Below are 24,248 nucleotides of genomic sequence, written 5' to 3' on the forward strand. Positions count from 1 at the left end.
TTCCTTCTTTTAATTGTGGATAAGTTGTACAATAAAACCAATCATGGAATAAAGGAGTGGGAAGGATTGAAAGCTACTCATAAAGATTGGATTTTGTTTAACGGAAGAATTGTAAATACGAAAGAAGAACAGCCGATGGTTGCGTTAGAAGAGCGAGGACTCCAATTTGGTGACGGCATATATGAAGTATTTAGGCTATACGATGGGAAGCCTCATTTACTAGACTTACATTTGGAACGCTTTTTTAAATCTATGAGGGAAATAAATATTGTTCCGCCGTTTACAAAGGAAGAGTTAGTTGAAGAACTTCATCAAATGATTGAAAGAAATCAATTTCAAGAGGATGGGAATGTGTATCTTCAAATATCACGTGGAGCTCAAGCTCGAAATCATGTGTATGAAAAAGATTTACAGCCAACATATTTTGCGAATATTGTTTCGTTTCCAAGACCTACCGCTACTATGGAACAAGGAATAAAGGTTACTGTAGAAGAGGATATACGCTGGAAGTTCTGTCATATAAAATCTTTAAACCTTCTACCTAATATCATGATTAAAAATAAAATAAACGAGCAAGGGTATCAAGAAGCGATATTAGTACGAGATGGAGTTGTAACAGAAGGGTGTCATTCGAATTTCTTTATGGTGAAAAATAATAAATTAATTACACATCCGGCCGATAATTTCATTCTACACGGCATTACTCGCCACTACGTTATTACATTAGCGAAAGCTTTACATATTGAAGTAGAAGAGCGTGAATTCTCATTGCAAGAAGTATACGAGGCTGACGAATGTTTCTTTACAGCGACACCACTTGAAATATTCCCTGTTGTTCAAATTGGTGATGAGAAGTTTGGAAGCGGCGAAAGAGGACCAATTACGAAAAAATTACAAGCTGCATATGAAGAAAGTATTAGTTTGTTTAAAGTGACAAACTAATAATGAGGAAAAAAGCTGGTATTCCCCCAGCTTTTTTTCATGATATAATTCAACCATAGGACAAGTTTTGAAAACGCTGTAAAAAGGGGATTTAATGTATGAATTATGAAGATTTTAAAGAAGTAATTCACGGTAGACGAAGTGTTAGAAAGTTTACAGAACAAGAAGTATCCACTAGTGATATAAAAGAAATTATTGATTGTGCTCGTTATGCACCGAGTGATACGAACTCACAGACGTGGGAGTTCTTGGTCATTATGAACCGAGAGAAAATTAAAGAAATTGAACAAATGACATGGGATACATTACATAAACTTGCGGCAAAAGCAGCAGAAAATGGAGAAGAGAAAGCAGGGAAATTACTTACACGTTCTTTCGGTCCATATGCGACAGCTTTCTCTGAGGCGCCAGTATTAATCGTATGTTTGGCAACACCATATGAATCAAAGTTTCGTGAAAAGATATTTGATCCAATTGCCTTCGTTCCTGATTCAGTATGGGAAGAGGAAGGAATTAAGAGTAGCTGTTTAGCAGCGCAAAACTTAATGCTGGCTGCACATGCGAGAGGACTGGGTACTTGTCCAATGACGGGACCTGTATTATTAGCTCAAGATGAAATGCGACAATATTTACAAATTGAGCCTCAAAAACAAATTAATATGGTAATTTCACTCGGGTTTCCGAAAGATAAGCCGAAGAAACTTTCTCGAAAAGAAGTTGATGAGATTACAACATTTATTTTCTAAATGTTATGTAGAAAAGACATTGAAATAACAATGTCTTTTTATTTTGAATGGATATTTCTTTAGTGAATTGGGCTAAAATGATGAATAGAGTGGAATTACTATTTATTTCTTTAAAAAAATTAATGTTCTTAAAATGAAAGTATGGTACAGTAATCGTGAGCAAGCTAATATTTGTTCATGAAAGTGTTAAAAACTAGTTTTAAAATTAAGAAGTTATTTTTGTATAATAAATTATAATGAAATAACAGGGGGGATGAATTTTGAAGAAATTCATAATCACTGGATTGTCTGTATTGTTATTAGTAGGCTGTGGTGCTCCAAAAGAAAAAGAAGATGCACAGTCAAACCAGGAAGAACAAGTTGTAAATGCAAGTGATGAGAATATGGTCGTATTTCCTGAAGGAGCAGTGCCAATTGGAGAAGGGAAAGTAAAAATAACTACGCCAGATGGTACTTCTGAAAATGGTAATATACCAACTGTATTCATAAAAAAGGATACTTTAATTCAGCAAGTCGAATTAGAACTTTCCAATTTTCAAAATGATAAAGAAACATTTGTATTTGTAGATCAAATATTTGCAGATAAACATCAAGTAACTAGTACAACACAGACAACAGTACAATTAAAAGAAAAGACGCTTGAGACAGGTAGTCATACGATTACCGCAGTTCAGTTTGAAAACAATGACCCGAAAGGAAAAGTCATTAGCTTTAATCAAGCGACGTTTGAAACGAAGCCTGCGTCTTAATATGAATAAAAGTACATTACTTAAAAAGTAGTGTGCTTTTTTTGTTTGTATTGAATGATCTAACAGTGAATAATTTGTTTTGCGTTCTAGTAGTAATGGGTAATAAGAAATCACTTATTACTACTATGACAGAGAAAGAGGTTGAAGATGTGAATCGGTTTGTTCGTATCGTCTTGATTAGTATGATGATGTCAGTAATTTGGTTTACTATACAAGAGAGTATTCACATGACGCTCAATTATCAAATCCATGACATGATAATGGGAATAGTATGTTTTGTCTTTGTTTATCTGTTTTATGATAAACTCGGATTGAGGTAAGTTTGCAAGAAAAATGTAGGTATTTCATTCGAAATGTCGAATAGTACATACGATGTCGTAATAACAAATTTTCTATTGTTTACTGTGAAACAGAAGAAGGAGAGATTGTAGTTATGAAAAGAGCGCTTATAAATATTGATTATACATATGACTTTGTAGCTGAAAAAGGTGCGTTAACATGCGGGAAACCAGGTCAAGAAATTGAGAAGGAACTTGTAAATGTAACGAAACAATTTATTGAAAAAGGTGATTACGTAGTATTTGCGATCGATAAACATGAAGACAATGATGTACATCATCCTGAAGCGAAATTGTTTCCACCTCATAATATAGCAGGTACAAATGGAAGAGACTTATTCGGTGAATTACAAGATGTATACGAAAAATATAAAAATGCTGAGAATGTATATTACATGGACAAAACGCGATACAGTGCATTTGCTGGAACAGATTTAGAGATGAAGCTTAGAGAAAGAGGAATAGAAGAAGTCCACCTTGTAGGTGTATGTACTGATATTTGTGTTCTTCATACAGCGGTGGATGCTTATAATAAAGGATTTAAAATTGTTGTTTTTGAAAAGGCAGTTGCATCTTTTAATGCACAAGGTCATGAATATGCACTTGGACATTTTAAATCTTGTTTAGACGCAGAAGTGAAGTGAAAAAAAGAGGCCTTTAAAAAAGGTCTCTTTTTTACTTTTAAATTGAGACGACGTTTTGCTCGATTAGTTTTTTTAGGAATGGACTAATTTTTTCTGGTAAACCATTTAAATCAAAAAATTGTACATGTAATGATTCAAATCCATCGGCTTTTAACGTACCACCTGTAATGTCTTTGCAAAGATATGCGATCGTTATGGGGTAAAATTCATCCCCGTTCGGTAATTTCACAAAAAATTCTTTTCCAGAAAATACGTTTATTAACTGTAAAGTTCCTATTTCAATACCTGTTTCTTCAAGTACTTCTCGTCTTCCTGCTTCTTCTGTTGATTCAGCAAGCTCCACAAAACCTCCAGGAACGCCCCAAATACCATTTCGTCTTTGTTGCAATAGTATTTGTCCTTGTTCATTGAAAACAGCTACAGCAACGCCTGCTAAATTGAGTGGTCTTGATCCAACAACTTCTCTTAGTTCTTCGATATATCCCATTGTTTGTAACCTCCGTGAGAAAAAAGTATCAAATGAACTATTCGGTGTTATGTGAATACATTCCTTTGAACGAGTTGAATATTGCAAACTTGTTAATAAAAATTTCTATTGTAATCTCCCTTTAGGCTATTAAAAAGGGTATATTTATAGTAAATAGAAAAGGACAACTAAATGCAAAGATTGACGGAAGGGTTATATTGTTGAAGAGGAACAATGAATACAAATACATAAGTAAGAAAGTGCGATTTAAGGTCAGGGTACAGGGTGTTCCGATAACAAGTCTCGAGATGATAAATATGTATTTATAATAAATCAGCTCTGTATGAAATTTTCATTAGTTAAGGAAGTGGATGAATGAGTGTATTGACGTATACGGAGGAATTTTTTAATTTTGTAAGGGAGTTTTTACTTTTAAGGTTTCTACTATTTGCTTTAGTTCTTCTAATTATTTCTTTTGTCATAAACCGTATTATTGATTGGTTTTTTAAAAAATCAAGCTTTTTTGATGAAGAGGTAGAGCAGACGATACAAAGTGTAATTCGATCTATTTTTAGATATATCATTATCATCAGTCTTATCATATATTTAATTAGCCAATTTGTAGATATAAAAAGTATTATTGCAGGTGCAGGGATAGCTGGAGTTGTCATCGGTTTTGCTGCACAACAGATGCTAAAAGATGTTATTTTAGGATTCGCAAGATTAGCGGACAAAGAGTTTCGTGTTGGTGATTTTGTTACTTTTAATGGAACAAATTCAGGAACGATTGAGGAAATTAGTATTCGTTTTATGCAAATTCGTGAATGGTCAGGAAAACTTCTCACTATACCACATGGAGAAATCAGAACGATTCAAAACTTTAATAAAGGATGGATGCGAGTTATTGAGCGGATCACGGTAAGTTATCAGGAAGATCCTACAAGAATTAAGGAATTGTTAGAAGAAGTATGTGTTAATTGCAATGAAAAATTAGATCAAAGTCTTTATAGAGTAGAGGATGAGGCTGTTGAACCATTTAAATATGTTGGTGTTACAGACTTAAATCCTAACCTTAAATATGTTGGGTACGAATTTTGTATTATAGGTTTGATAAAGCCAGAAGATTATTTTGAAACTTCTAGACAAGTAAGGTTTGAATTAATGTCTATGTTTCATAAGAATCAAGTGCAAATGCCAGCAGCAAATATGTTCGTTACTACTGAAAGTTTACAGCCTATTCATAGAGGACAAACTTCATCGGATAGTTAAAAAACAAGATGAAGTTTCTTTTGCTAGAAAATGATTTTAATACTTGGCGTATATAGTAACAAGAATTACACTACCAAGTTTGGAAGGACAAACATTCATATGGAAGAAAGAGCTGAAGGAGTTCAGTTCTTTTTTGTTTGTAGAATTTAGAAATTTCTTAATGTTATAATGATAATTGGTGATGAGAATGAACTTTGATGAACAAGAGGTATATCGCTTAGAAGCATTAAAAGAAATTGCTGAATTATTGAATGAAGCAACAGATTTACAGGATATGTTAGAAAAAGTATTACATACATTATTACAAGTTATGAATTTACAAACAGGATGGATATTCTTTATTGATGAAAGTGGAGAACATCGAATGCTTGTAGATCAAAACCTACCACCAGCTCTTACATGGCAAGAAAAGAAACCAATGTGTGAGGGGGATTGTTGGTGTGTAGAGCGTTTTGTGAACGGGAGATTGGAAAAAGCGACAAATATTATTGAATGTAAACGAATAGAGGATGCGATTGAATGTAATTGGGGTGAAACAGAAGATGTTACACATCATGCGACAATCCCGTTAAGATCTGGATCGGAGAAATTTGGTCTATTAAATGTGGCTGCGCCTCATAAATCACATTTTGCAGAGGAAGAGTTAGCGTTATTAGAATCGATTGCGTTTCAAATTGGAACGACAATACAACGTATTCAGTTAGTTGAGAAAGAACGTAAATACGTAGTGGTAGCTGAAAGAAATCGACTTGCACGTGATTTACACGATTCCGTTAAACAATTGTTATTTTCTATTATGCTAACAGCTAAAGGTACTCTAAATATGACGGAAGATAAAGATTTGCAAGAGATGTTAAGTTATATTGGAGATTTATCGCAAGAAGCCTTGCAAGAGATGACGCTTTTAATTTGGCAATTAAGGCCGGAAGGATTAGAAAAAGGATTAGCAGAAGCAGTTCAAAATTACGGAAAGCTGTTAGGGATTCATGTGGAAGTTCGAATTGATGGAATGGTCTCAATTGGAGATGAAATAGAAGAAGTATTATGGCGCATTAGTCAAGAAGCAATACATAATTGTAAAAAACATGCTTCGTGTGAAAAGGTGTATGTTCATTTAAAGATAGAAAATAACCAGTTACATTTTTACATAGAAGATAACGGAATAGGATTTATACAAGAGCAAGTAAGAGAGTCCGCACTTGGTTTGAAAAGTATGAAGGAACGAATTGAATTAATGAAGGGATCTTTTCAAATAACAACAGAGCTGAAAAAAGGTACAAAAATAGAAATTCAATTACCGGTTTGAAGGGGAGAAGCTAGGTGAAGATTAAATTGCTATTAGCAGAAGATCATCATATCGTTCGAAGAGGACTTGTATTCTTTTTGAAAACAAGAGATGAATTTGAAATTATCGGGGAAGCAGAAAATGGTGAAGAGGCGTTATGTTTTGTAAAAAAAGAAAAACCGGATGTCGTATTAATGGATGTATCTATGCCGAAGATGGATGGAATTGAGGCGACAAAACACATTAAAGAATACGATGAGACGATAAAGGTACTTATGCTAAGTAGTTTTTCAGAGCAAGATTATGTTTTGCCCGCACTCGAAGCTGGAGCAGATGGTTATCAATTAAAAGAAGTACAACCTGAGCAACTTGTCGCTTCTATCATTGCAGTACATGAAGGAAATGCGAATTTCCATCCGAAAGTAACACCTGCATTATTAGGACGCCCAGCAGTTAAAAAAGAAAAAGAGAATCCTTTTGCTATGTTAACGAAAAGGGAGCAAGAGGTACTTCGTGAAATTGCGAAAGGAAGAAGTAATAAGGAAATTGCAGCAGCACTTCATATTACAGAGCAAACTGTGAAAACGCATGTATCAAATGTTTTAGCTAAATTGGAAGTAGATGATCGTACACAGGCTGCATTATACGCAGTGAAACATAGGGGAAGCTAATAATAAGTATGAATAATTGTGTCATATGTTATGACAGAATACATAGGAACCATTAAAATGTATAGTGATTCCGAATAAAGGTTTTTCTTCTTTCAATAATTAGGTACAATAAAGTGAAACTTTAATCAGTGGGGGGATCTTACTGCCCGTTAATACGGGATAAAGCTACTATGGAAGGGGAAGATACGATATGCCTGGTACAAAAAGTGGGATTGGAAAGATTCAGGCTTCGTTAAATGGTTTATCACCGAAATTACGAAGTATTGCCGAACATATTTTGAAACATCCACAAGATGTTGTACATAAATCGATTACGGAATTAGCGGAAGTTACGAATAGTTCCGAAGCAACGATATTCCGCTTATGCAAACAACTAGGTTTTCAAGGGTTTCAAGACTTGAAAATTACATTAGCTCGTGAGATTGTACATACCCCGATGCAAAATATTCATGAGGAAGTATCGGTAGAAGATAATATGGTCACTGTTGCTAAAAAAGTTTTTCATTCGCATATTACAGGACTGCAAGATACATTGCATTTGTTAAATGATAACGCGTTGGAACAGGCAGTAAGTACGCTGAATGAAGCGAAGCGAATTGAGTTTTATGGAAATGGTGGGTCGGGTATTATTGCGATGGATGCTTATCATAAGTTTATGAGAACGGGTATTTCTTGTATTGCTCATACTGATTCTCATTTTCAAATTATGGGAGCTGGCTTGCTGACAAAAGAAGCGGTGGTCATTGCAATTTCTCATTCGGGCAGTAATAAAGGATTACTTGAAGCATTAGAAGTAGCAAAAGCAAGAGGGGCCAAAATTATTGCGATTACGAGTTATCAAAAATCGGCATTAAGCCAACTTGCTCATATAACGCTATATACTTCGACGCGTGAGACTGAATTTCGTACAGAAGCAAGTTCATCACGATTAGCACAGCTAAGTTTGTTGGATACTTTGTATGTGGGATTATCGTTACAGCGTCAAGAGGTAACACTACAAAATTTACAAAGCATTCGTGAAACGATTTCGATGAAGCGAATATAAAAAAGCTCTTCAAATGAGGAGCTTTTTTATATTCGTTAATAGTTTGTTGATATAGTCACTAGATCTACTCTATGTGCACAATTCCCCCCCAATAAACACCGATATACATATAATAAAATTTCAGGTTTCCTTTCAAATACTTTAAAAAACTATTTGGTTAAAAATTCAAATATTGTTCAATATTTTACAATATGCTTACAAAATTACATGTTATGATGAACATGTAATGATGATTGAACACTTAAATTTGGTGCAATAATTGACCAAAACAGTGAAGACAGAAGTTGTGAGGTAAACTCATTGAAATTCTAAAACACTAAAGGGGAGATCACATATGAAAGCAGTAGTCGTAAATAAAAATAGTAAAGCAAACATTGAAATTGTTGAAAAAGAATTACGTCCGTTACGTTCAGGCGAAGCGTTAGTAGATGTAGAATATTGTGGCGTTTGCCACACTGACTTACACGTTGCGAATCATGATTTTGGTAACACGGATGGCCGTATCCTTGGTCATGAAGGTGTAGGTATTGTTACAAAACTTGCTGATGATGTAACTTCACTTAAGATTGGTGATCGTGTAAGTATTGCATGGATGTTCCAATCTTGTGGACGTTGTGAATATTGTGTAACTGGTAGAGAAACGTTCTGTCGTGAAGTTAAAAATGCTGGTTATACAGTAGATGGTGGTATGGCTGAACAGTGTATCGTAACAGCTGATTACGCGGTTAAAGTACCAGAAGGATTAGATCCTGCTCAAGCATCATCAATTACATGTGCAGGTGTAACTACATATAAAGCTATTAAAGTATCAGATATTAAACCAGGTCAACCTATCGTAATCTATGGTTGTGGTGGATTAGGTAACCTAGCTATCCAATATGCTAAACATGTATTTGGTGCAAAGGTAATTGCAGTAGATATTAATGATGACAAACTAGCCTTAGCAAAAGAGGTTGGTGCCGATATGACTATCAATCCAATTACGCAAGGGCCTGCTGATAAGATTGTACAAGAGGAACTCGGTGGCGCTTATGCTGCTGTAGTAACAGCAGTTTCTAAAGTAGCCTTCAACTCAGCAGTTGATGCGGTACGTGCTTGCGGTAAAGTAGTTGCGGTAGGTTTACCAGTAGAAACGATGGATTTAAACATTCCACGACTTGTATTAGACGGAATTGAAGTAGTTGGTTCTCTAGTCGGTACTCGTAAAGATTTAGAGGAAGCATTTATGTTTGGTGCAGAAGAAAAAGTAGTACCGGTTGTTCAAACTTGTCCGCTAGATGAAGTACAAGACGTATTCAAAGAAATGGAAGAAGGTAGAATTCAGGGACGTATGGTCATCGATTTTAAACAACATGATTGTAATTGTAAATAATTCACTTTGTTTAAATCATCGTTAGTGCGAATCTCTTTAAATAATAGAACGATAGTTTTGAGGCATGAGTCCGGTATTGAACTGGATTCATGCCTTTTCATGTTTCCTTAATCCGTTTGTCGTAGTGAATATAGTTCTTCAATTTTCGTTTCATATCCCATAATCTGTCATGTTAATGAGAGAAATTATGATTGTATGCAAGTGGAAAGAAAGGACTTATATTTATCTGTGAAAAAAATTTTCTTTTTAAAACTTGATTTAAGAAAAAATATTTTATATACTAATTCATGTAAACGGTTTACTAGATTATATTTTGCTAGAAACGAAGGGAAGATTCGTATGGAAACAAGGGGGAGAGTAATCGGGATTGATATCGGTACCACAAGTACGAAAACGGTTGTGTTCACAGAAAAAGGAAAAGTCGTTGCTTCACATGCAATTGATTATCCTATTATTCAGCCGAACGTCGGATGGGCGGAGCAAGATCCTGATGTAATATGTGCCGCTGTATATAAAACTGTAAGCGTTGCCATCGAAAAGGGTAATGTGTTACCAGAGGAAATTTCTTCAATTGGTATTAGTACAGCAATGCATGCATTAATTGCAGTAGATAAAAACGGTGCGCCGTTAACGCGCTCTATCATATGGGCAGATAATCGAAGCACAAAGCAATCAGAAAAATTATTACAACAAATGAATGGTCATGACATTTATAGAAGAACTGGTACACCGATTCATCCTATGTCACCACTTTCTAAATTATTATGGATGAAAGAAGAGGAACCAGAGTTATATAAGAGTGCTTATAAATTTATCTCTATTAAAGAGTATGTTATTTACCAACTATTCTCACGTTACGTAGTTGATTATTCGATTGCTTCTGCTACTGGGTTATTTAATTTAGAAACATTAAACTGGGATGAAGATGTTTTAATGATGTTACAAATGTCACCAGAACAATTATCAGCACCTGTACCAACTACATATATTTTATCGGGAATGAAGCCGGAATTGGCACAAAAGATGGGGATTAGTGAGGATACTCCAGTTGTTATTGGTGCAAGTGATGGAGTTCTTGCAAATGTAGGTGTTGGTGCAATATCGCCTGGATCAGCTGCAATTACAATTGGAACAAGTGGTGCAGTTCGAACAATTTCATCAAGTGTTAATACAGATGAAAAAGGCAGAACGTTTTGCTATGCATTAACAGATGAGCACTGGGTGATCGGCGGACCAACGAATAACGGCGGAATATTACTGAGATGGTTACGTGATGAATTTGGTAGTCCGGAGCAAGAAGTTGCAAGGAAGCTTGGGATTGATCCTTATGATTTATTAATTAAGTATGCAGAAAGTGTACCGGCTGGAGCAGAGGGATTGCTATTTTTACCGTTTTTATCTGGAGAACGTGCACCCTACTGGAATGCAAATGCTCGTGGTACATTCTTTGGAATTAACCTTCAGCATAAACGTGAACATTTCATACGGGCTGTCATGGAAGGAGTTTGTATGAGTGTGTATTCAGTTGCACTTGCCATTCGTGATTGTACGGGGCCACTTTCTGAAATACGTGTTTCAGGAGGCTTTGCAAAGTCTGCATTTTGGAGGCAAATGTTATCTGACATGATGGGGAAAGAATTACTTGTTCCAGAAAGTCATGAAGCATCTGCGCTTGGGGCAGCGGCACTTGCTTTGTATGCAATTGGGAAAATTGATTCTCTTGAAGAGGTGAAGGATTGGATTGATATTGTCCATCACCATGTACCGAATAAAGAAAATACGGCTATTTATTTAGAAATGTTTTATATGTATGAACGACTTTACAATCGATTGAAAGAAGAGTTTGATTGTATAGCTGCTTTCCAACGTAAACAATAGGGGGATTGGGAGAAATGGTAGTTGGAATCGTACTAGCGGCTGTTGTCATATTACTTTTACTAATTACGGTAGTAAAATGGCATCCATTTGTCGCGTTAATTTTAACAGCAATCGGAGTTGGGCTAGCAATGGGGATGCCCTTAATTGGAACTTCACCACAACATCCGGGGATTATCGATTCTATTAAATTAGGTCTTGGTAATACGTTAGGGTTTTTGGCGATTGTTTTAGCTTTAGGAACAATGCTTGGAAAAATGATGGCTGAGTCTGGCGGTGCTGAACGAATTGCTAACACATTAATTGGACGTTTTGGGAAAAAGCGTGTTCACTGGGCAATGATGTTCGTTGCATTTATAGTAGGGATTCCGGTATTTTTCCAAGTTGGATTTGTACTATTAATTCCGTTAGTATTTACAATTGCGTTAGAAACAGGCGTATCACTTATTACAATCGGTATTCCGCTAGTAGCAGGTCTTTCGGTTGTACACGGACTTGTTCCACCGCATCCAGCAGCTATGGCAGCGGTAGGTATATTTAAAGCAGATGTAGGGAAGACAATTTTATATGCATTAATTGTCGGACTTCCAACTGCAATAATTTCAGGTCCGCTTTACGGAAAATGGATCGGTGCTCGTATACATAAAGAAGTACCATTAGATATAGCGGAGCAATTTATTGAAAGAGATAAGAAGAAGGAACTTCCTAGCTTCGGAAATACATTGTTTACTATTTTACTTCCAGTATTTCTTATGCTAGGTGCATCGATAGCGGAAGTAGCATTAAATAAAACGAGTCAACTTGCACAAGTATTGCACTTTATTGGAGATCCTATTGTCGCTTTATTAATTGCAACGATATATTCTTTCTTTAGTCTTGGCTATGCAAAAGGATTTTCGAAAGATAAAGTTTTACAATTTACAAACGATTGTTTAGGTCCAATTGCAAACATACTGTTAGTTATTGGTGCAGGCGGCGCCTTTAATAAAGTATTATTAGATTCTGGAATTGGAACGACAATTGCGGAGATGGCGAAAGAATCACATATTTCACCAATATTATTAGGGTGGGGAATTGCTGCACTTATCCGAGTCGCAACTGGATCTGCTACTGTCTCCATGATGACAGCAGCAGGAATAGTAGCACCGATTGCGGCAAGTACACCAGGAGTAAATGTAGAGTTACTGGCACTTGCAACAGGCGCAGGTTCATTAATATTATCACACGTGAATGATTCAGGATTTTGGATGATTAAAGAGTATTTCGGAATGACTGTGAAAGAAACATTATTAACATGGACTGCAATGGAGACGATACTATCGGTTGTAGCACTTGGACTAATTTCGTTATTAAATATATTTGTATAGAATGGGAGATTGATTAATATGAAACTAGGTTTAATTGGATTAGGAAAAATGGGATTCCCGTTAGCTGAACACTTACATGAAGACAAGCATGAAGTAGTTGTATACGATGTAAATAATGAGCTTGTTGAAAAGGCAGGAAAACTAGGGATTACTGCACGTCATACATTAAAAGAAATGATCGCTGAACTAGAAGCACCTCGTACAATTTGGGTAATGGTACCTGCAGGAGAAGTTGTTGAGTCAGTATTAAAAGATGTATATCCATTATTAGAGGAAGGCGATATCGTTATTGAAGGTGGAAATTCATTCTATAAGGATACGTTGCGCCGTGCTGAAGAAGCGAAAAGCTTTGGCTTACATTACGTAGATATCGGTACATCAGGTGGTGTAGAAGGAGCTAGATACGGTGCGTGCTTAATGGTTGGTGGAGAAAAAGAAATCTATGATCAATTAGAACCGTTATTTAAAGACTTAGCAGTAGAAAATGGTTATTCTTATGCAGGCCGCGTTGGAAGTGGTCATTTCTTAAAAATGGTTCATAACGGTATTGAATATGGAATGATGCAAGCAATCGCTGAAGGATTTGAAGTGTTAGATAAAAGTGATTTTGATTTCAATTATGAAGATGTTGCAAAAGTATGGGCAAATGGATCAGTTATTCGTGGTTGGTTAATGGACTTAACTGAAAAGGCATTTGCAGATGATCCGAAACTTGATGGCATTAAAGGTGTAATGAACTCTTCAGGAGAAGGCAAATGGACTGTGGAAACTGCGCTTGAACTACAAGCAGCGGCACCAGTTATCGCAATGTCATTATTTATGCGTTACCGCTCTCAAGAAGATGATACATTCCATGGGAAAGTTGTCTCAGCTCTTCGTAATCAATTCGGTGGACATGAGGTTGTGAAAAATTAGTTTTGTGAAACTCATACGAAAGTATGAGTTCTTTTTTTATTTCTCATACTATTTTATGAAAGTTTTTACTTCTTTTTACTGTATTCTGTCTAGAAATTTCTGATAATATAAAGGTAGAATTTGAAAACAAAGGGGAGAAATGATTATGAAACTAGTCGTAATTAATGGTACACCAAGAAAATTTGGAAGAACTCGCGTTGTGGCAAAATATATTGCAGAGCAATTTGAAGGGGAGTTATACGATTTAGCAGTAGCGGAATTGCCTTTATATAATGGAGAAGAATCACAACGTGAATTAGAGGCAGTAAAAAAATTAAAGGCTTTAGTGAAAGCTGCGGATGGAGTAGTACTATGTACACCAGAATATCATAATGCGATGAGCGGAGCGCTGAAAAATTCGTTAGATTACTTAAGTAGCAGTGAATTCATCCATAAACCTGTCGCATTGCTAGCAGTTGCTGGAGGAGGTAAAGGGGGAATAAACGCATTAAATAGTATGCGCATTGTCGCTAGAGGTGTTTATGCAAATGCAATCCCAAAACAAGTAGTACTTGATGGATTACATGTGCAAGATGGTGAACTGGGAGAAGATGCAAAACCATTAATTCATGATTTAGTTAAAGAATTAAAAGCATATATGAGTGTATATAAAGAGGTGAAAAAACAATTAGGAGTTGAGTGATAAATCCATCGTTTAAAAAATACTTCTGCCTCCTTTTCTTTTTCTATATAATAAAAAGAAAGGGAGTGTTAACTTATTTATGAACAAATGGATATTACTTATAATCTTATTACTACCTCCGCTATACATCATTTATATGACGTTTCGAATGAATAAAGTTGCTCGTGAAAAATTGAGTAATCACTCTCCATACGTTCTTATATTAGGTGCAAAGTTATTTGGAGAGAGACCGTCTTTATCTCTTCAAAATCGTTTGGATGTAGCGTTGGAATATTTACACGCTCACCCTGAGGTGAAAGTAATTGTTTCAGGTGGTCAAGGGGAAGATGAAGATATACCGGAAGCTCATAGTATGAGAAACTATTTAATGGTACACGGTATAGATGAGAGTCGTATTTTAATTGAAGACCGCTCTACAAATACGTATGAAAATTTAAAGTTTAGTATGGATTTATATGATGTAAAGCATGCGGTAGTTGTAAGTAATACATATCATTTATATCGAACGAAAATAATTGCAAAGCGTTTAGGGATAAAGATGGAAGCTTTGGCTGCTGAAACACCGAGTCGTTCTAAGAAAAAAGCGTATGTGCGTGAATATGCTGCTATTATGAAAACAATATTGTTCGACCGTTAGAGCTCAAATGAGAGCTCTTTTTTTGTATAATAAAGCGTATCATTTGAAATGAATTCTATATTCCATCAAAATAAAGGAAACAACATGAAAGGAGTTGTGTCTGTGATTCAATTTAATCATGTGTCAAAAGCGTATGAAGATGGCACAAAAGCAGTGGATTCATTGCATTTAGAAATTAAAAAAGGAGAATTTTTTGTTCTCATTGGTCCGAGTGGTTGCGGGAAAACAACGACAATGAAGATGATTAATCGTTTAATTGAAACGACGGAAGGATCAATTTTAATTGATGGAAAAGATATTCAAGAATATAACATAAACGAACTGCGTTGGAATATAGGGTACGTGTTGCAGCAGATTGCTTTGTTTCCACATATGACAATTGCTGAAAATATTGCAGTTGTCCCTGAAATGAGAAAGTGGAGTAAGGAGAAAATAAAAACGCGTGTTGATGAACTGTTACATATGGTTGGATTAGAACCAGATGTATATCGTGATCGTATGCCAGATGAATTGTCGGGAGGACAGAAGCAGCGCGTCGGTGTCGTTAGGGCATTAGCTGCAAATCCGAAAATCGTTCTTATGGATGAACCATTTAGTGCGTTAGATCCATTAAGCAGGGAACAACTCCAGCAGGATATAGTGCAATTGCAAAAAAAGATTCAAAAAACGATAGTATTTGTAACGCATGATATGCAAGAGGCTTTATCACTTGGTGATCGCATTTGTGTAATGAAAGAAGGGAAAGTTGTTCAATTAGATACACCAGAAGGCATTATACATAATCCGAAAAATGAGTTTGTAGAGGAGTTCATTGGAAATCGTGGACGACCTTGGTATGAGGGGAAGAGTATAGAGGAGGTATTGCTGCTAGACAATGGTATACGAGTAGAAGGGAATGCTTTATCTTTACATTCGACTTTACAAGAAGCACTAGTCCGTTTACAAAATGAAGAGTCAGTGCCGGTTGAAGAAAATGGTCAATATGTTGGAGCGTTAACAAGTCGTCATATTGTCAATTACATTGTTGAACAAATGAAGGAGAGAGGCTAAACAGTGACTGATTTTATTCAAACGTTTCAAGAACGAAAAGTAGAATTGCTAAGTGCATTAAGTGAGCATTTACAAATATCGCTTATTTCATTATTTTTTGCAGTAATTATTGCGGTGCCTCTTGGCATTCTATTAACGAGAAAAGAACGAATGGCTGAATTTATAATAGGGACTTCTGCTGTTATGCAGACTGTGCCATCACTTGCATTACTTGGACTTTTAATTCCATTAGTAGGAATCGGAAAACTTCCAGCCATTATCGCATTAGTTGTGTATGCACTATTACCTATTTTACGAAATACGTATACAGGAATACGGGAATTAGATGAATCACTTATAGAAGCGGCGAGAGCTATGGGAATGAATAGCTGGAGAAGATTATGGAAGGTAGAGCTTCCTCTCGCATTGCCAATTATTATGGCTGGTATTCGTACAGCGATGGTATTAATTGTTGGAACGGCTACATTAGCTGCTTTAATAGGCGCTGGTGGACTCGGTAAGCTCATACTACTTGGTATCGATAGAAATGATCATGCGCTTATCATTTTAGGGGCCGTACCAGCTGCGTTACTCGCTTTATTCTTTGATATAGTACTTCGCATGCTTGAGAGGCCCAAACGCTCATATAAGCGCGTTATATTAACGATATGTATAGTTGTCGTAATGATCGCTTCGCCATTTCTTTGGAATACACAAAAGAAAGACATAGTTATTGCTGGAAAACTTGGATCTGAACCAGAAATTTTAATTCAAATGTACAAGAAACTTATTGAACAGGATACAGATTTACAAGTAGAATTAAAACCAGGCCTTGGGAAAACAGCATTTGTATTTGAAGCGTTAAAATCAGGTGAAGTAGATATATACCCAGAATTTTCAGGAACAGCTTTATCTACTTTCGTGAAAGAAGAACCGAAAAGTACAAATCGTGATGAAGTATATGAACAAGCTCGCGTTGGAATGGAAAAGAAATATAATATGATTATGTTAAAGCCAATGGAGTATAACAATACATACGCACTAGCTATGCCGAAAAAAATAGCAGATCAAAATAACATAAATACAATTTCTGATTTAGGAAATATTGCACAGGAAGCTAAGGTAGGATTTACATTAGAATTTGCTGATCGTGAAGATGGTTATAAAGGTATGCAAAAATTATATAACTATAAGTTTTTAAATGTTAAAACGATGGAACCGAAACTACGCTATAGCGCAATTCAATCGGGGGATGTTAACGTAATCGATGCATATTCAACAGATAGTGAACTTGAGCAATATGGACTTAAAGTGCTAAAAGATGATAAAGGACTATTCCCTCCTTATCAAGGAGCGCCACTATTAAGAAAAGAGACGTTACAGAAATATCCTGAGCTTGAAAAAACATTGAATAAATTATCTGGAAAGATTACAGATGAAGAAATGCGAAAAATGAATTACGAAGTAAATGTGAATGGGAAAAGTAGTGAAGAAGTAGCAAAACAATTTTTACAAAAAGAGAATTTACTTCGTTGATTTTACAATAAATATACAATTTTATATGTTTGAAATGACCGTTCATTACAAAATGAACGGTTTTTTGTGCATACTTATACATTTTTTCAAAAAAGTATTCCATTTTTCTTCATTTTCTTTTAGAATAAGTAATGTTTTCCTGAAAAAATATAAGAGAAACATCTATTAGAGAAAAGGTGACTTTAATAGTTGAACGAACATAACACCTAGAATGACAGATGGGGTGGTACAAATAGAAAAGAAGTTAGGCTTTTTTCCGTTAATCGCATTAGTAGTTGGAACGATGGTTGGTGGCGGTGTTTTTAGTTTACCGCATGATTTAGCAGTAGGAGCAAATAGTGGTGCAACAATAATTGGTTGGTGTATTACAGCGATGGGAATGATTCCGCTTGCGCTCGTATATCAAACGTTAGCAAGACAAAAACCGGAGCTTGAGGGCGGAATTTATAGTTATGCACGAGCTGGTTTCGGTGAATATATTGGTTTTAACAGTGCGTGGGGGTACTGGCTGGCAGGAATTTTAGGAAATGTCGCAACAATTATGTTGTTGTTTAGCACATTAGGTTATTTCTTCCCAATTTTTAAAGGAGGAAATAATATTGCGTCTATCGTTGGTGCCTCTCTTTTATTATGGACACTTCATTTTCTTATTTTATTTGGAATTCGTGAAGCTTCCATTATGAATGTTATCGCAACAATTGGGAAATTAGTTCCGATCTTATTATTTATTGTTGTGATGGTAACGGCGTTTCGCTGGGATACATTTACACATGACTTTTGGGGCGAAGGAACAATCTCAGTTTCCTCTGTACTAGGTCAAGTGAAAAATACAATGCTTGTAACTCTTTGGGTGTTCATTGGGGTTGAAGGAGCAGTTGTATTATCAGGAAGAGCTAAAAATAGCAGAGATGTTGGAAAAGCGACAGTACTTGGGTTAATTTTAGTTATGTCTATTTATATTTTAATTTCTGTTCTGTCAATGGGAGCTATGACGAGAAATGAACTTTCGGTTTTAGAAACTCCTTCAATGGGACATGTATTAGAACATGTTGTTGGACCATGGGGGGCAGTTGCGATTAACATCGGTTTAGTTGCTTCACTAGTAGGTACGTTAATTGGCTGGTTTTTACTTGTTTCTGAAATCTCTCACGTAGCAGGAAAAGATGGAGTATTTCCGAAAGTCTTTACGAAAACAAATAAGAAGCAAACGCCGCATATGGCACTATGGATTTCAAATATCGTTGCCCAAATTATATTTATAATTGTTCTGTTTTCAGAATCGACATATCAAATTATGTATTTTATTGCGTCAACATCAATTTTATTACCGTATTTATTATCAGCGCTATTTCAATTGAAATTAGTCATCACGAAAGAGCTGAAAGTTGCGAGAGTAAAAAATGGATTGTTAGCATTAATTGCTTCTGTATACTCTGTATGGTTAATTTATGCAGCGGGTTTAAAGAATTTATTACTTGTTTCGATTGTATATGGAATCGGGATTATCGTGTACGTTTTTGCAAGAAAAGAAAAAGGGAATCGTTGTTTTGTAGGTATAGAGAGATATGTGATGTGGGCAATTGTTATTGCAGCTATCACATCACTTTATATGTTACTGACAGGAAATATAAAAATGTAAAAGTCCTTTTAATTTAAAGGGCTTTTTTCCTTGTCTAGAGAATATTTAATACATAAGATATTCAGGAGGGATGAAAATGGAAGAAAAAGAACAGTTGTCTAGAATTATGGATTTAGCTAGTGATTTAAGGAAAGTATTAGTACAAGAATCTTTTTTTAATCATCATCCTGAACTTCGAGGCGTGATTGAAAATTTAGCGAGTTCTGTAGAGAATTTGGCGAATTTGCAACAAAATAAAGATGAAAATGCCGAAGATCGATTACGGTACGTACTTGCTAAAATGAAAATCGCTCATAATGCCATTTTACAAGAAAAAAAAGCATTTCCTTCTCATTAATATACGTTTTAATTTTGAACCTGACGGATGACGTCAGGTTTTTTATTTCTAGTTTTAGATTGTAGTTCATACACTAAGAATAGTATGAAAAAAAGAAGGTGACTACGTTGAAGTTACATAAAGCTCTTCATCCAAGTTTTATAAAGCGAATGTATTATATGAGGTTTATTGGGAAGTTTGTAAAAGCTGAGGGAGAGAAGAATGGGGAAAATTTCTTTGTACAATGTCTTTCTCCAATACCTTTAACTTTACAAGAGTTATTTCCGACTGGAAAATATTTGTTTGAAGGATTATGCAGTAATAAAAAGAATGAAAAAATCTTTACTGATTTAAAGAAGCGTAAATTAGAAAAGCAACTGGTTATGTTTCGTCTTTATTATGATCGTGGAAATTTATTTCTGGAATTAATATGTACAGAAGAGCCTCGGGAAATAGCATCTTCATATAAATTGATTCCTTCACCAAAGGTCTCAAATTATAAAAAGAGAGCGTCTTTGGAACGGAAGTTAAGCAACGGTTACTTATCATTTCTTATGCCTAAATTACCAAAAGACTTTGAGCCCCCAGAATTATTGTGGCATGAAGGCAGGCTATATGGAAATTTATCGTTAAAATCATCAATAAGTTCAATTTCATATTTTGAGCAAAGAAAAGAATGCAAATATATTGAAATAAATGATTGGATGAAACATGTAGAAATAGCAGTAGATGATCATTTATATTTTGTAAGTGAAAATATGTATGACCAACTAAATAAACGAATTGTTGAAGAAGGTAAGTTAGTTGAAGTAGAAGATATTAAAATGCAAAAGGAGGACTGGGAATGGGATGAGCGTGAATCCTCTTTTTTGCAGTATGTACAAAGTATTGTTCGTAATAAAGGGCTATATTTGGATGATACAGATATATATAATTTTCACATTAGTGTTAAAACCAATATGTTAACAATTGTTGGTGGTATACCAGGTGTTGGGAAATCACGCTTTGTGCAAGCTTATGCAGAAGCACTTGGATTACGTTATGGTGAAGAATTAATTTGGATTCCGATTTCACCATCGTATCAAGAACCACATGATATTCTCGGTTACCTTCATCCGAATGGTAATTTTATTGAAAGCGAAACGAAGTTAGTTCGGACATTGTTAAGGGCAAAAGAAAACCCAAATCAATTGTATATAATTGTGTTCGATGAAATGAACATGTCACATATTGAGCATTGGTTTACTCCATTTCTATCCGTTCTTCAACTTGAAAAGAAAAATCGTATTTTGAGTTTGTATGAGAAAGTACAAGAAATAGAAAATCCAATTCCACCTTCAGTGGAAATTGGTGAGAATGTTATTTTCGTAGGCACTGTAAATTTTGATGAAACGACGAAAGAGCTTTCCGACCGATTATTAGATCGAACAAATTTGATTACATTACAAAAAATTCCGTTTTGCGAGATGAGTATAGAACAAGAGAAAGTTGTTCAGCAACCCCCACTGAAAGTAACAACGGGAGAATTTCGACTCAATTGGTTTAGGAATAAAGAGATGATCGAAGTATTTACTGAAGAGGAATTAGAGCTATTGGATAAGTTACATGATGTATTATCATCACACGATATATCAAAAGGAATTTCTTTCCGATGTGCAAGCGCAATCGCTACGTATTTGCAAAATATACCGTTCCAAAATAATCAATCCTATATGATTAGCAGGGAAGAAGGTTTTGATTTGCAAATAAAACAACGTGTATTAACGAAATTAAGGGGGACAGAAATGACAGTGGGCTCTCTACTTTCTGAAGAAGCAAAAAGGGGAGCAACATTGATACCACTTTTACAGTCTCCGCTTGCAAATCGTGTATCTACATTTGAACATTCTTTAGCTTATATAAGACAAAAGCGTAGAGAACTGGAGCTGTATGGCTATGCAAAATGAGGAGCGTTATGAAACAGCAATCGTCGATACGAAAGAAACGCTCCCGTTTGTATTGAAGCTAATCATTGGTACTGAGGGGAAAGGCGATTTTATCCTTTTAAACCGGCTTTGTACGTCTACTACAGCATTAGTTCAATGTATTTATAAAGTACAGGAATTAAAACCACTGAAGTTGCATTTCCATTATCAAAATCCAATGGATATTACATTCATATGGAATAAAGTATATGAGGGACAAAAGAATATAAAAGAGTCACAATATGAATTAAATGAAAAAAAACAAAGAGTATTAGTGTATGAACATGGAAAAACTGAATTTTTTTATCCGTGGCGCTGTGGCTTATATCATTTTGAAGTGCGTATAGAAGACAAAACTTATTATGGTGCGTTTCAAGTTGTTCCTAAAAACTTCTTTGATGATCAATTTGAAATGATTCAAGATTATGTAAAGTCAATTTTAAACGAGTTAATTTTAGATAGAGGTTATTACAAGAAAACTTTCTCAGCACTTAACGATATTGAAGATTCTTCTTATTTGGTATTGTTAAGAAAGTTGCCACAAAAAATGAAAAGAATAAAACAAATTTTTAAGAAAGTAGAATCGAATGCCGAATTTGTACACGAATATGATTGGGAAACGAAAGAGCGGAAGACGACGAGAAAAACTGCCATTATGACAGAAAGAAAGCTTTATGCAAAATATTACAACCGTAAATTTAAGGAGCAAAAAAATAGTGTTGAAAATGCATTTCTTAAATTTAAAACAATGCAATTCTATTATTATTTACTTGAAGCAGAAAGTTTTGTACGTAAAACTATTGAAATACTAGAAGGAGAAAAGAAGAAAAAGTCAGACGAATTTCAAGCTGTTAAAACAATTATGAAAACGATTGAACGAAATGGATCCGTGACGGATAGGGAAAAACAAAAGTATAGAAATCTACATTTACTGAAAGAAGCAGATTTACGGAAAAGTTCTGTGAAAATACAAGAATATAAAATATTAGCTCATATCGTATATGAAAGCGTGCAATACTTTCGGAATTTATTGTATTCTCCATTTTGGAGGGAAGTTTCTGAAACAGCTACCATTAATTCGAACACTTTATCTATACCACATCAACAATTAATCCACCATTTAGAATTGTTACCGCAACATACGGAGCAATCTCCATCTTTATTATTCGTATATAAACCAACGTTTTTAGTGTATGAGTATTACGCTTTTTTTATCGTTATTTCTATATTAGAACAAATCGGATTTGAAGATAGGAATCCTATCCGTGAACAAATACAAGAACATTTTTATTTAGACGGATTACAAGATGGAACGACAGTGATTTTGCATCGAAATGATATAAAAGTACACGTCGCGTTTAATGATTTAATTGAAACGCACCCCCTTATTGCACTAAGCAAAGGAAGTAATTTTTATAACGGAGAGGACACAAAGAAGCCGGATATTCGTTTAGATTGTTATGTAAAGGAAGAAGAGAAGTATGTATATAAATCTTCTATTATTATCGAAGTGAAATACAGCCCTATGTACAATATTTTTCAGCCTGTCGGTAATACGAAAGCAACTGAGCAAATGTATAAATACTGGTCTATTAAGTACGTAGAAGAACAGAATGGCAAAAAAAATTTTAAGCGAAGAGCGATTTATGAAGTGATTTGTGTATATCCAGGTAGCCATATGCATAGTAAAAAAATTGAATCTGGTTGTGGAGTGTTTTTACAACTATATCCATATAAAACGAAACAAGGAGAAGAGAAGTTGGCTGGGAAGCATGGGATGATTCAAATTTTTGAGAAATGGTTAAAAAGTAATAAAATGTAAAAGAAATCCTTTTTAATGAAGGATTTCTTTAGGTTAAGAAGAATTATATGCCATAAGGAAAGAAGCATAACATAGGTTGAACTTGAAATGATAAACATCTTTCATTAGAGGAATTAACTTTCTTTGTATGTATGATTGTATAAGAAAGTAATAAATGGTACATGCGGGGGAAATGAGTGTGAAATAGGAATTTAATTCAATTTGCAAAATATAATAAGACATAAATATTTTTAGTTGCATACGAAGATTTGTTCTTATATGATAGTAAGTGAAAGCGTTATCAAAAACAGAGCGGCGATGGGAAAGGCGGTTAAATATGTTCCAGCGTGTTCAAACAAAGGAAGAACATTTTTGGTTCGAGCAACTGTGGGGAGATTTTTGTGAAGAAAGAAACTTAATGTTTGTAGAACGTAATTTAAATCCATCACGATTTTTATTAATAGAAGATGAACATCATATTGGTACAGTAGAATGTATTAAGTTTACGGTACCTGAACAATCAAATTCTGAGTTTTTCTATCCGTTTTCTAAAAATGATTTAGTGAAAGATTTGAAAAATGTGTATGAAATAGGAAAGTTAAGTATTGCGAAAACGTCTCGGGGGAGAGGACATTTCAAAAGGCTGGCAGCTATTTTATTTATGCATGCGTTAGAGACGAAAGCCGAATGGTATATTGCAGCAGTTACAAAAAGAATGTATATGTATTTACTTACACTCGGTTTTCCAATTGAACCGATAGATAGTCCATTCCAGTTTCATGATACTTTACAAGGTGTACCAGTACGAATTCATGCAAGAAAAGGGGCTACACATTTGTATTCTTTGAAAGAATTCCGTGATATTATTCAAGGGAATGCTCATGCACAGGCACTTATTGCAGAATACAGTAAAAATATTATGTTAACAAAATGAAAGTATATGAATATGTATAGTATGAA

General features: G+C 34.9%; 23 protein-coding genes. 22 read left to right on the forward strand and 1 reads right to left on the reverse strand.

The window, feature by feature from the left end; all coding sequences use genetic code 11:
- Positions 1-66: 66 nt before the first annotated feature.
- The 5 genes from dat (at position 67) to QUF93_RS12990 (ending at position 3,419) form a co-directional block, all read left to right on the forward strand.
- On the forward strand, positions 67-942 hold the full coding sequence (gene dat, locus QUF93_RS12970) for a D-amino-acid transaminase (protein ID WP_002119018.1): 876 nt from the start codon (positions 67-69) through the stop codon (positions 940-942).
- A 98-nt stretch (positions 943-1,040) separates the two neighbouring features.
- On the forward strand, positions 1,041-1,688 hold the full coding sequence (locus QUF93_RS12975; protein WP_289359039.1) for a nitroreductase family protein: 648 nt from the start codon (positions 1,041-1,043) through the stop codon (positions 1,686-1,688).
- Positions 1,689-1,948: 260 nt separating this feature from the next.
- Positions 1,949-2,437 carry a putative periplasmic lipoprotein gene (locus QUF93_RS12980; protein WP_002119024.1) on the forward strand — a complete coding sequence of 163 codons (489 nt, stop codon included), beginning with the start codon at positions 1,949-1,951 and terminating at the stop codon, positions 2,435-2,437.
- 65 nt (positions 2,438-2,502) lie between these two features.
- Entirely contained in the window at positions 2,503-2,757 is a 255-nt protein-coding gene (locus QUF93_RS12985; RefSeq protein WP_289359040.1) for a hypothetical protein, read from the forward strand.
- A 113-nt stretch (positions 2,758-2,870) separates the two neighbouring features.
- Entirely contained in the window at positions 2,871-3,419 is a 549-nt protein-coding gene (locus QUF93_RS12990; protein ID WP_289359041.1) for a cysteine hydrolase family protein, read from the forward strand.
- A 37-nt stretch (positions 3,420-3,456) separates the two neighbouring features.
- Here the strand turns inward: QUF93_RS12990 and QUF93_RS12995 are convergent, their stop codons facing one another.
- The gene (locus QUF93_RS12995) at positions 3,457-3,906 is read right to left on the reverse strand and encodes an NUDIX hydrolase (RefSeq protein ID WP_151627906.1); all 450 of its coding nucleotides are present in this window, start codon (positions 3,904-3,906) and stop codon (positions 3,457-3,459) included.
- A 354-nt stretch (positions 3,907-4,260) separates the two neighbouring features.
- Between QUF93_RS12995 and QUF93_RS13000 the strand changes: the two genes are divergently transcribed.
- The 17 genes from QUF93_RS13000 (at position 4,261) to QUF93_RS13080 (ending at position 24,222) form a co-directional block, all read left to right on the forward strand.
- Positions 4,261-5,154 (forward strand): mechanosensitive ion channel family protein, encoded by an 894-nt coding sequence (locus tag QUF93_RS13000; RefSeq protein ID WP_289359042.1) that lies wholly within the window; start codon positions 4,261-4,263, stop codon positions 5,152-5,154.
- A gap of 187 nt (positions 5,155-5,341) precedes the next feature.
- The gene (locus tag QUF93_RS13005) at positions 5,342-6,460 is read left to right on the forward strand and encodes a GAF domain-containing sensor histidine kinase (protein ID WP_289359043.1); all 1,119 of its coding nucleotides are present in this window, start codon (positions 5,342-5,344) and stop codon (positions 6,458-6,460) included.
- Between the two features lie 14 nt (positions 6,461-6,474).
- On the forward strand, positions 6,475-7,110 hold the full coding sequence (locus tag QUF93_RS13010) for a response regulator (protein ID WP_289359044.1): 636 nt from the start codon (positions 6,475-6,477) through the stop codon (positions 7,108-7,110).
- Between the two features lie 190 nt (positions 7,111-7,300).
- Positions 7,301-8,155 carry a MurR/RpiR family transcriptional regulator gene (locus tag QUF93_RS13015; RefSeq protein ID WP_289359045.1) on the forward strand — a complete coding sequence of 285 codons (855 nt, stop codon included), beginning with the start codon at positions 7,301-7,303 and terminating at the stop codon, positions 8,153-8,155.
- 334 nt (positions 8,156-8,489) lie between these two features.
- Complete coding sequence (adhP, locus tag QUF93_RS13020) at positions 8,490-9,527, forward strand: alcohol dehydrogenase AdhP (RefSeq protein WP_000649108.1); 1,038 nt, start codon at positions 8,490-8,492, stop codon at positions 9,525-9,527.
- Between the two features lie 339 nt (positions 9,528-9,866).
- Positions 9,867-11,405, forward strand: a complete 1,539-nt coding sequence (gntK, locus tag QUF93_RS13025; protein WP_289359046.1) for a gluconokinase — start codon at positions 9,867-9,869, stop codon at positions 11,403-11,405.
- A 14-nt stretch (positions 11,406-11,419) separates the two neighbouring features.
- Positions 11,420-12,769 (forward strand): GntP family permease, encoded by a 1,350-nt coding sequence (locus QUF93_RS13030; RefSeq protein ID WP_133059332.1) that lies wholly within the window; start codon positions 11,420-11,422, stop codon positions 12,767-12,769.
- An 18-nt stretch (positions 12,770-12,787) separates the two neighbouring features.
- Positions 12,788-13,684 carry a phosphogluconate dehydrogenase (NAD(+)-dependent, decarboxylating) gene (gnd, locus tag QUF93_RS13035; RefSeq protein WP_002119040.1) on the forward strand — a complete coding sequence of 299 codons (897 nt, stop codon included), beginning with the start codon at positions 12,788-12,790 and terminating at the stop codon, positions 13,682-13,684.
- A gap of 145 nt (positions 13,685-13,829) precedes the next feature.
- Positions 13,830-14,366: an NADPH-dependent FMN reductase gene (locus tag QUF93_RS13040; RefSeq protein ID WP_000780366.1), complete on the forward strand. Its 537-nt coding sequence runs from the start codon at positions 13,830-13,832 to the stop codon at positions 14,364-14,366.
- A gap of 79 nt (positions 14,367-14,445) precedes the next feature.
- Entirely contained in the window at positions 14,446-15,003 is a 558-nt protein-coding gene (locus QUF93_RS13045; RefSeq protein WP_289359047.1) for a YdcF family protein, read from the forward strand.
- Between the two features lie 102 nt (positions 15,004-15,105).
- Positions 15,106-16,053: an ABC transporter ATP-binding protein gene (locus tag QUF93_RS13050; RefSeq protein WP_289359048.1), complete on the forward strand. Its 948-nt coding sequence runs from the start codon at positions 15,106-15,108 to the stop codon at positions 16,051-16,053.
- Positions 16,054-16,056: 3 nt separating this feature from the next.
- Positions 16,057-17,568, forward strand: a complete 1,512-nt coding sequence (locus QUF93_RS13055; protein ID WP_289359049.1) for an ABC transporter permease/substrate-binding protein — start codon at positions 16,057-16,059, stop codon at positions 17,566-17,568.
- A gap of 211 nt (positions 17,569-17,779) precedes the next feature.
- A complete protein-coding gene (locus QUF93_RS13060; protein WP_289359050.1) occupies positions 17,780-19,207 on the forward strand; it encodes a basic amino acid/polyamine antiporter in 1,428 nt (475 codons plus the stop codon).
- Between the two features lie 76 nt (positions 19,208-19,283).
- Positions 19,284-19,544, forward strand: coding sequence for a hypothetical protein (locus QUF93_RS13065; protein ID WP_002119050.1), 261 nt, complete (start codon positions 19,284-19,286; stop codon positions 19,542-19,544).
- Positions 19,545-19,651: 107 nt separating this feature from the next.
- The gene (locus QUF93_RS13070) at positions 19,652-21,469 is read left to right on the forward strand and encodes a DUF8727 domain-containing protein (RefSeq protein WP_289359051.1); all 1,818 of its coding nucleotides are present in this window, start codon (positions 19,652-19,654) and stop codon (positions 21,467-21,469) included.
- Positions 21,459-23,309: a hypothetical protein gene (locus QUF93_RS13075; RefSeq protein WP_289359052.1), complete on the forward strand. Its 1,851-nt coding sequence runs from the start codon at positions 21,459-21,461 to the stop codon at positions 23,307-23,309. The genes QUF93_RS13070 and QUF93_RS13075 overlap by 11 nt, the downstream gene beginning before the upstream one ends.
- A 316-nt stretch (positions 23,310-23,625) precedes the next feature.
- Complete coding sequence (locus QUF93_RS13080; RefSeq protein WP_002085820.1) at positions 23,626-24,222, forward strand: hypothetical protein; 597 nt, start codon at positions 23,626-23,628, stop codon at positions 24,220-24,222.
- Positions 24,223-24,248 lie beyond the last annotated feature (26 nt).

It is taken from the genome of Bacillus hominis (assembly GCF_030348325.1).
In the GTDB taxonomy this organism is placed as follows: Bacteria; Bacillota; Bacilli; order Bacillales; family Bacillaceae_G; genus Bacillus_A; species Bacillus_A hominis.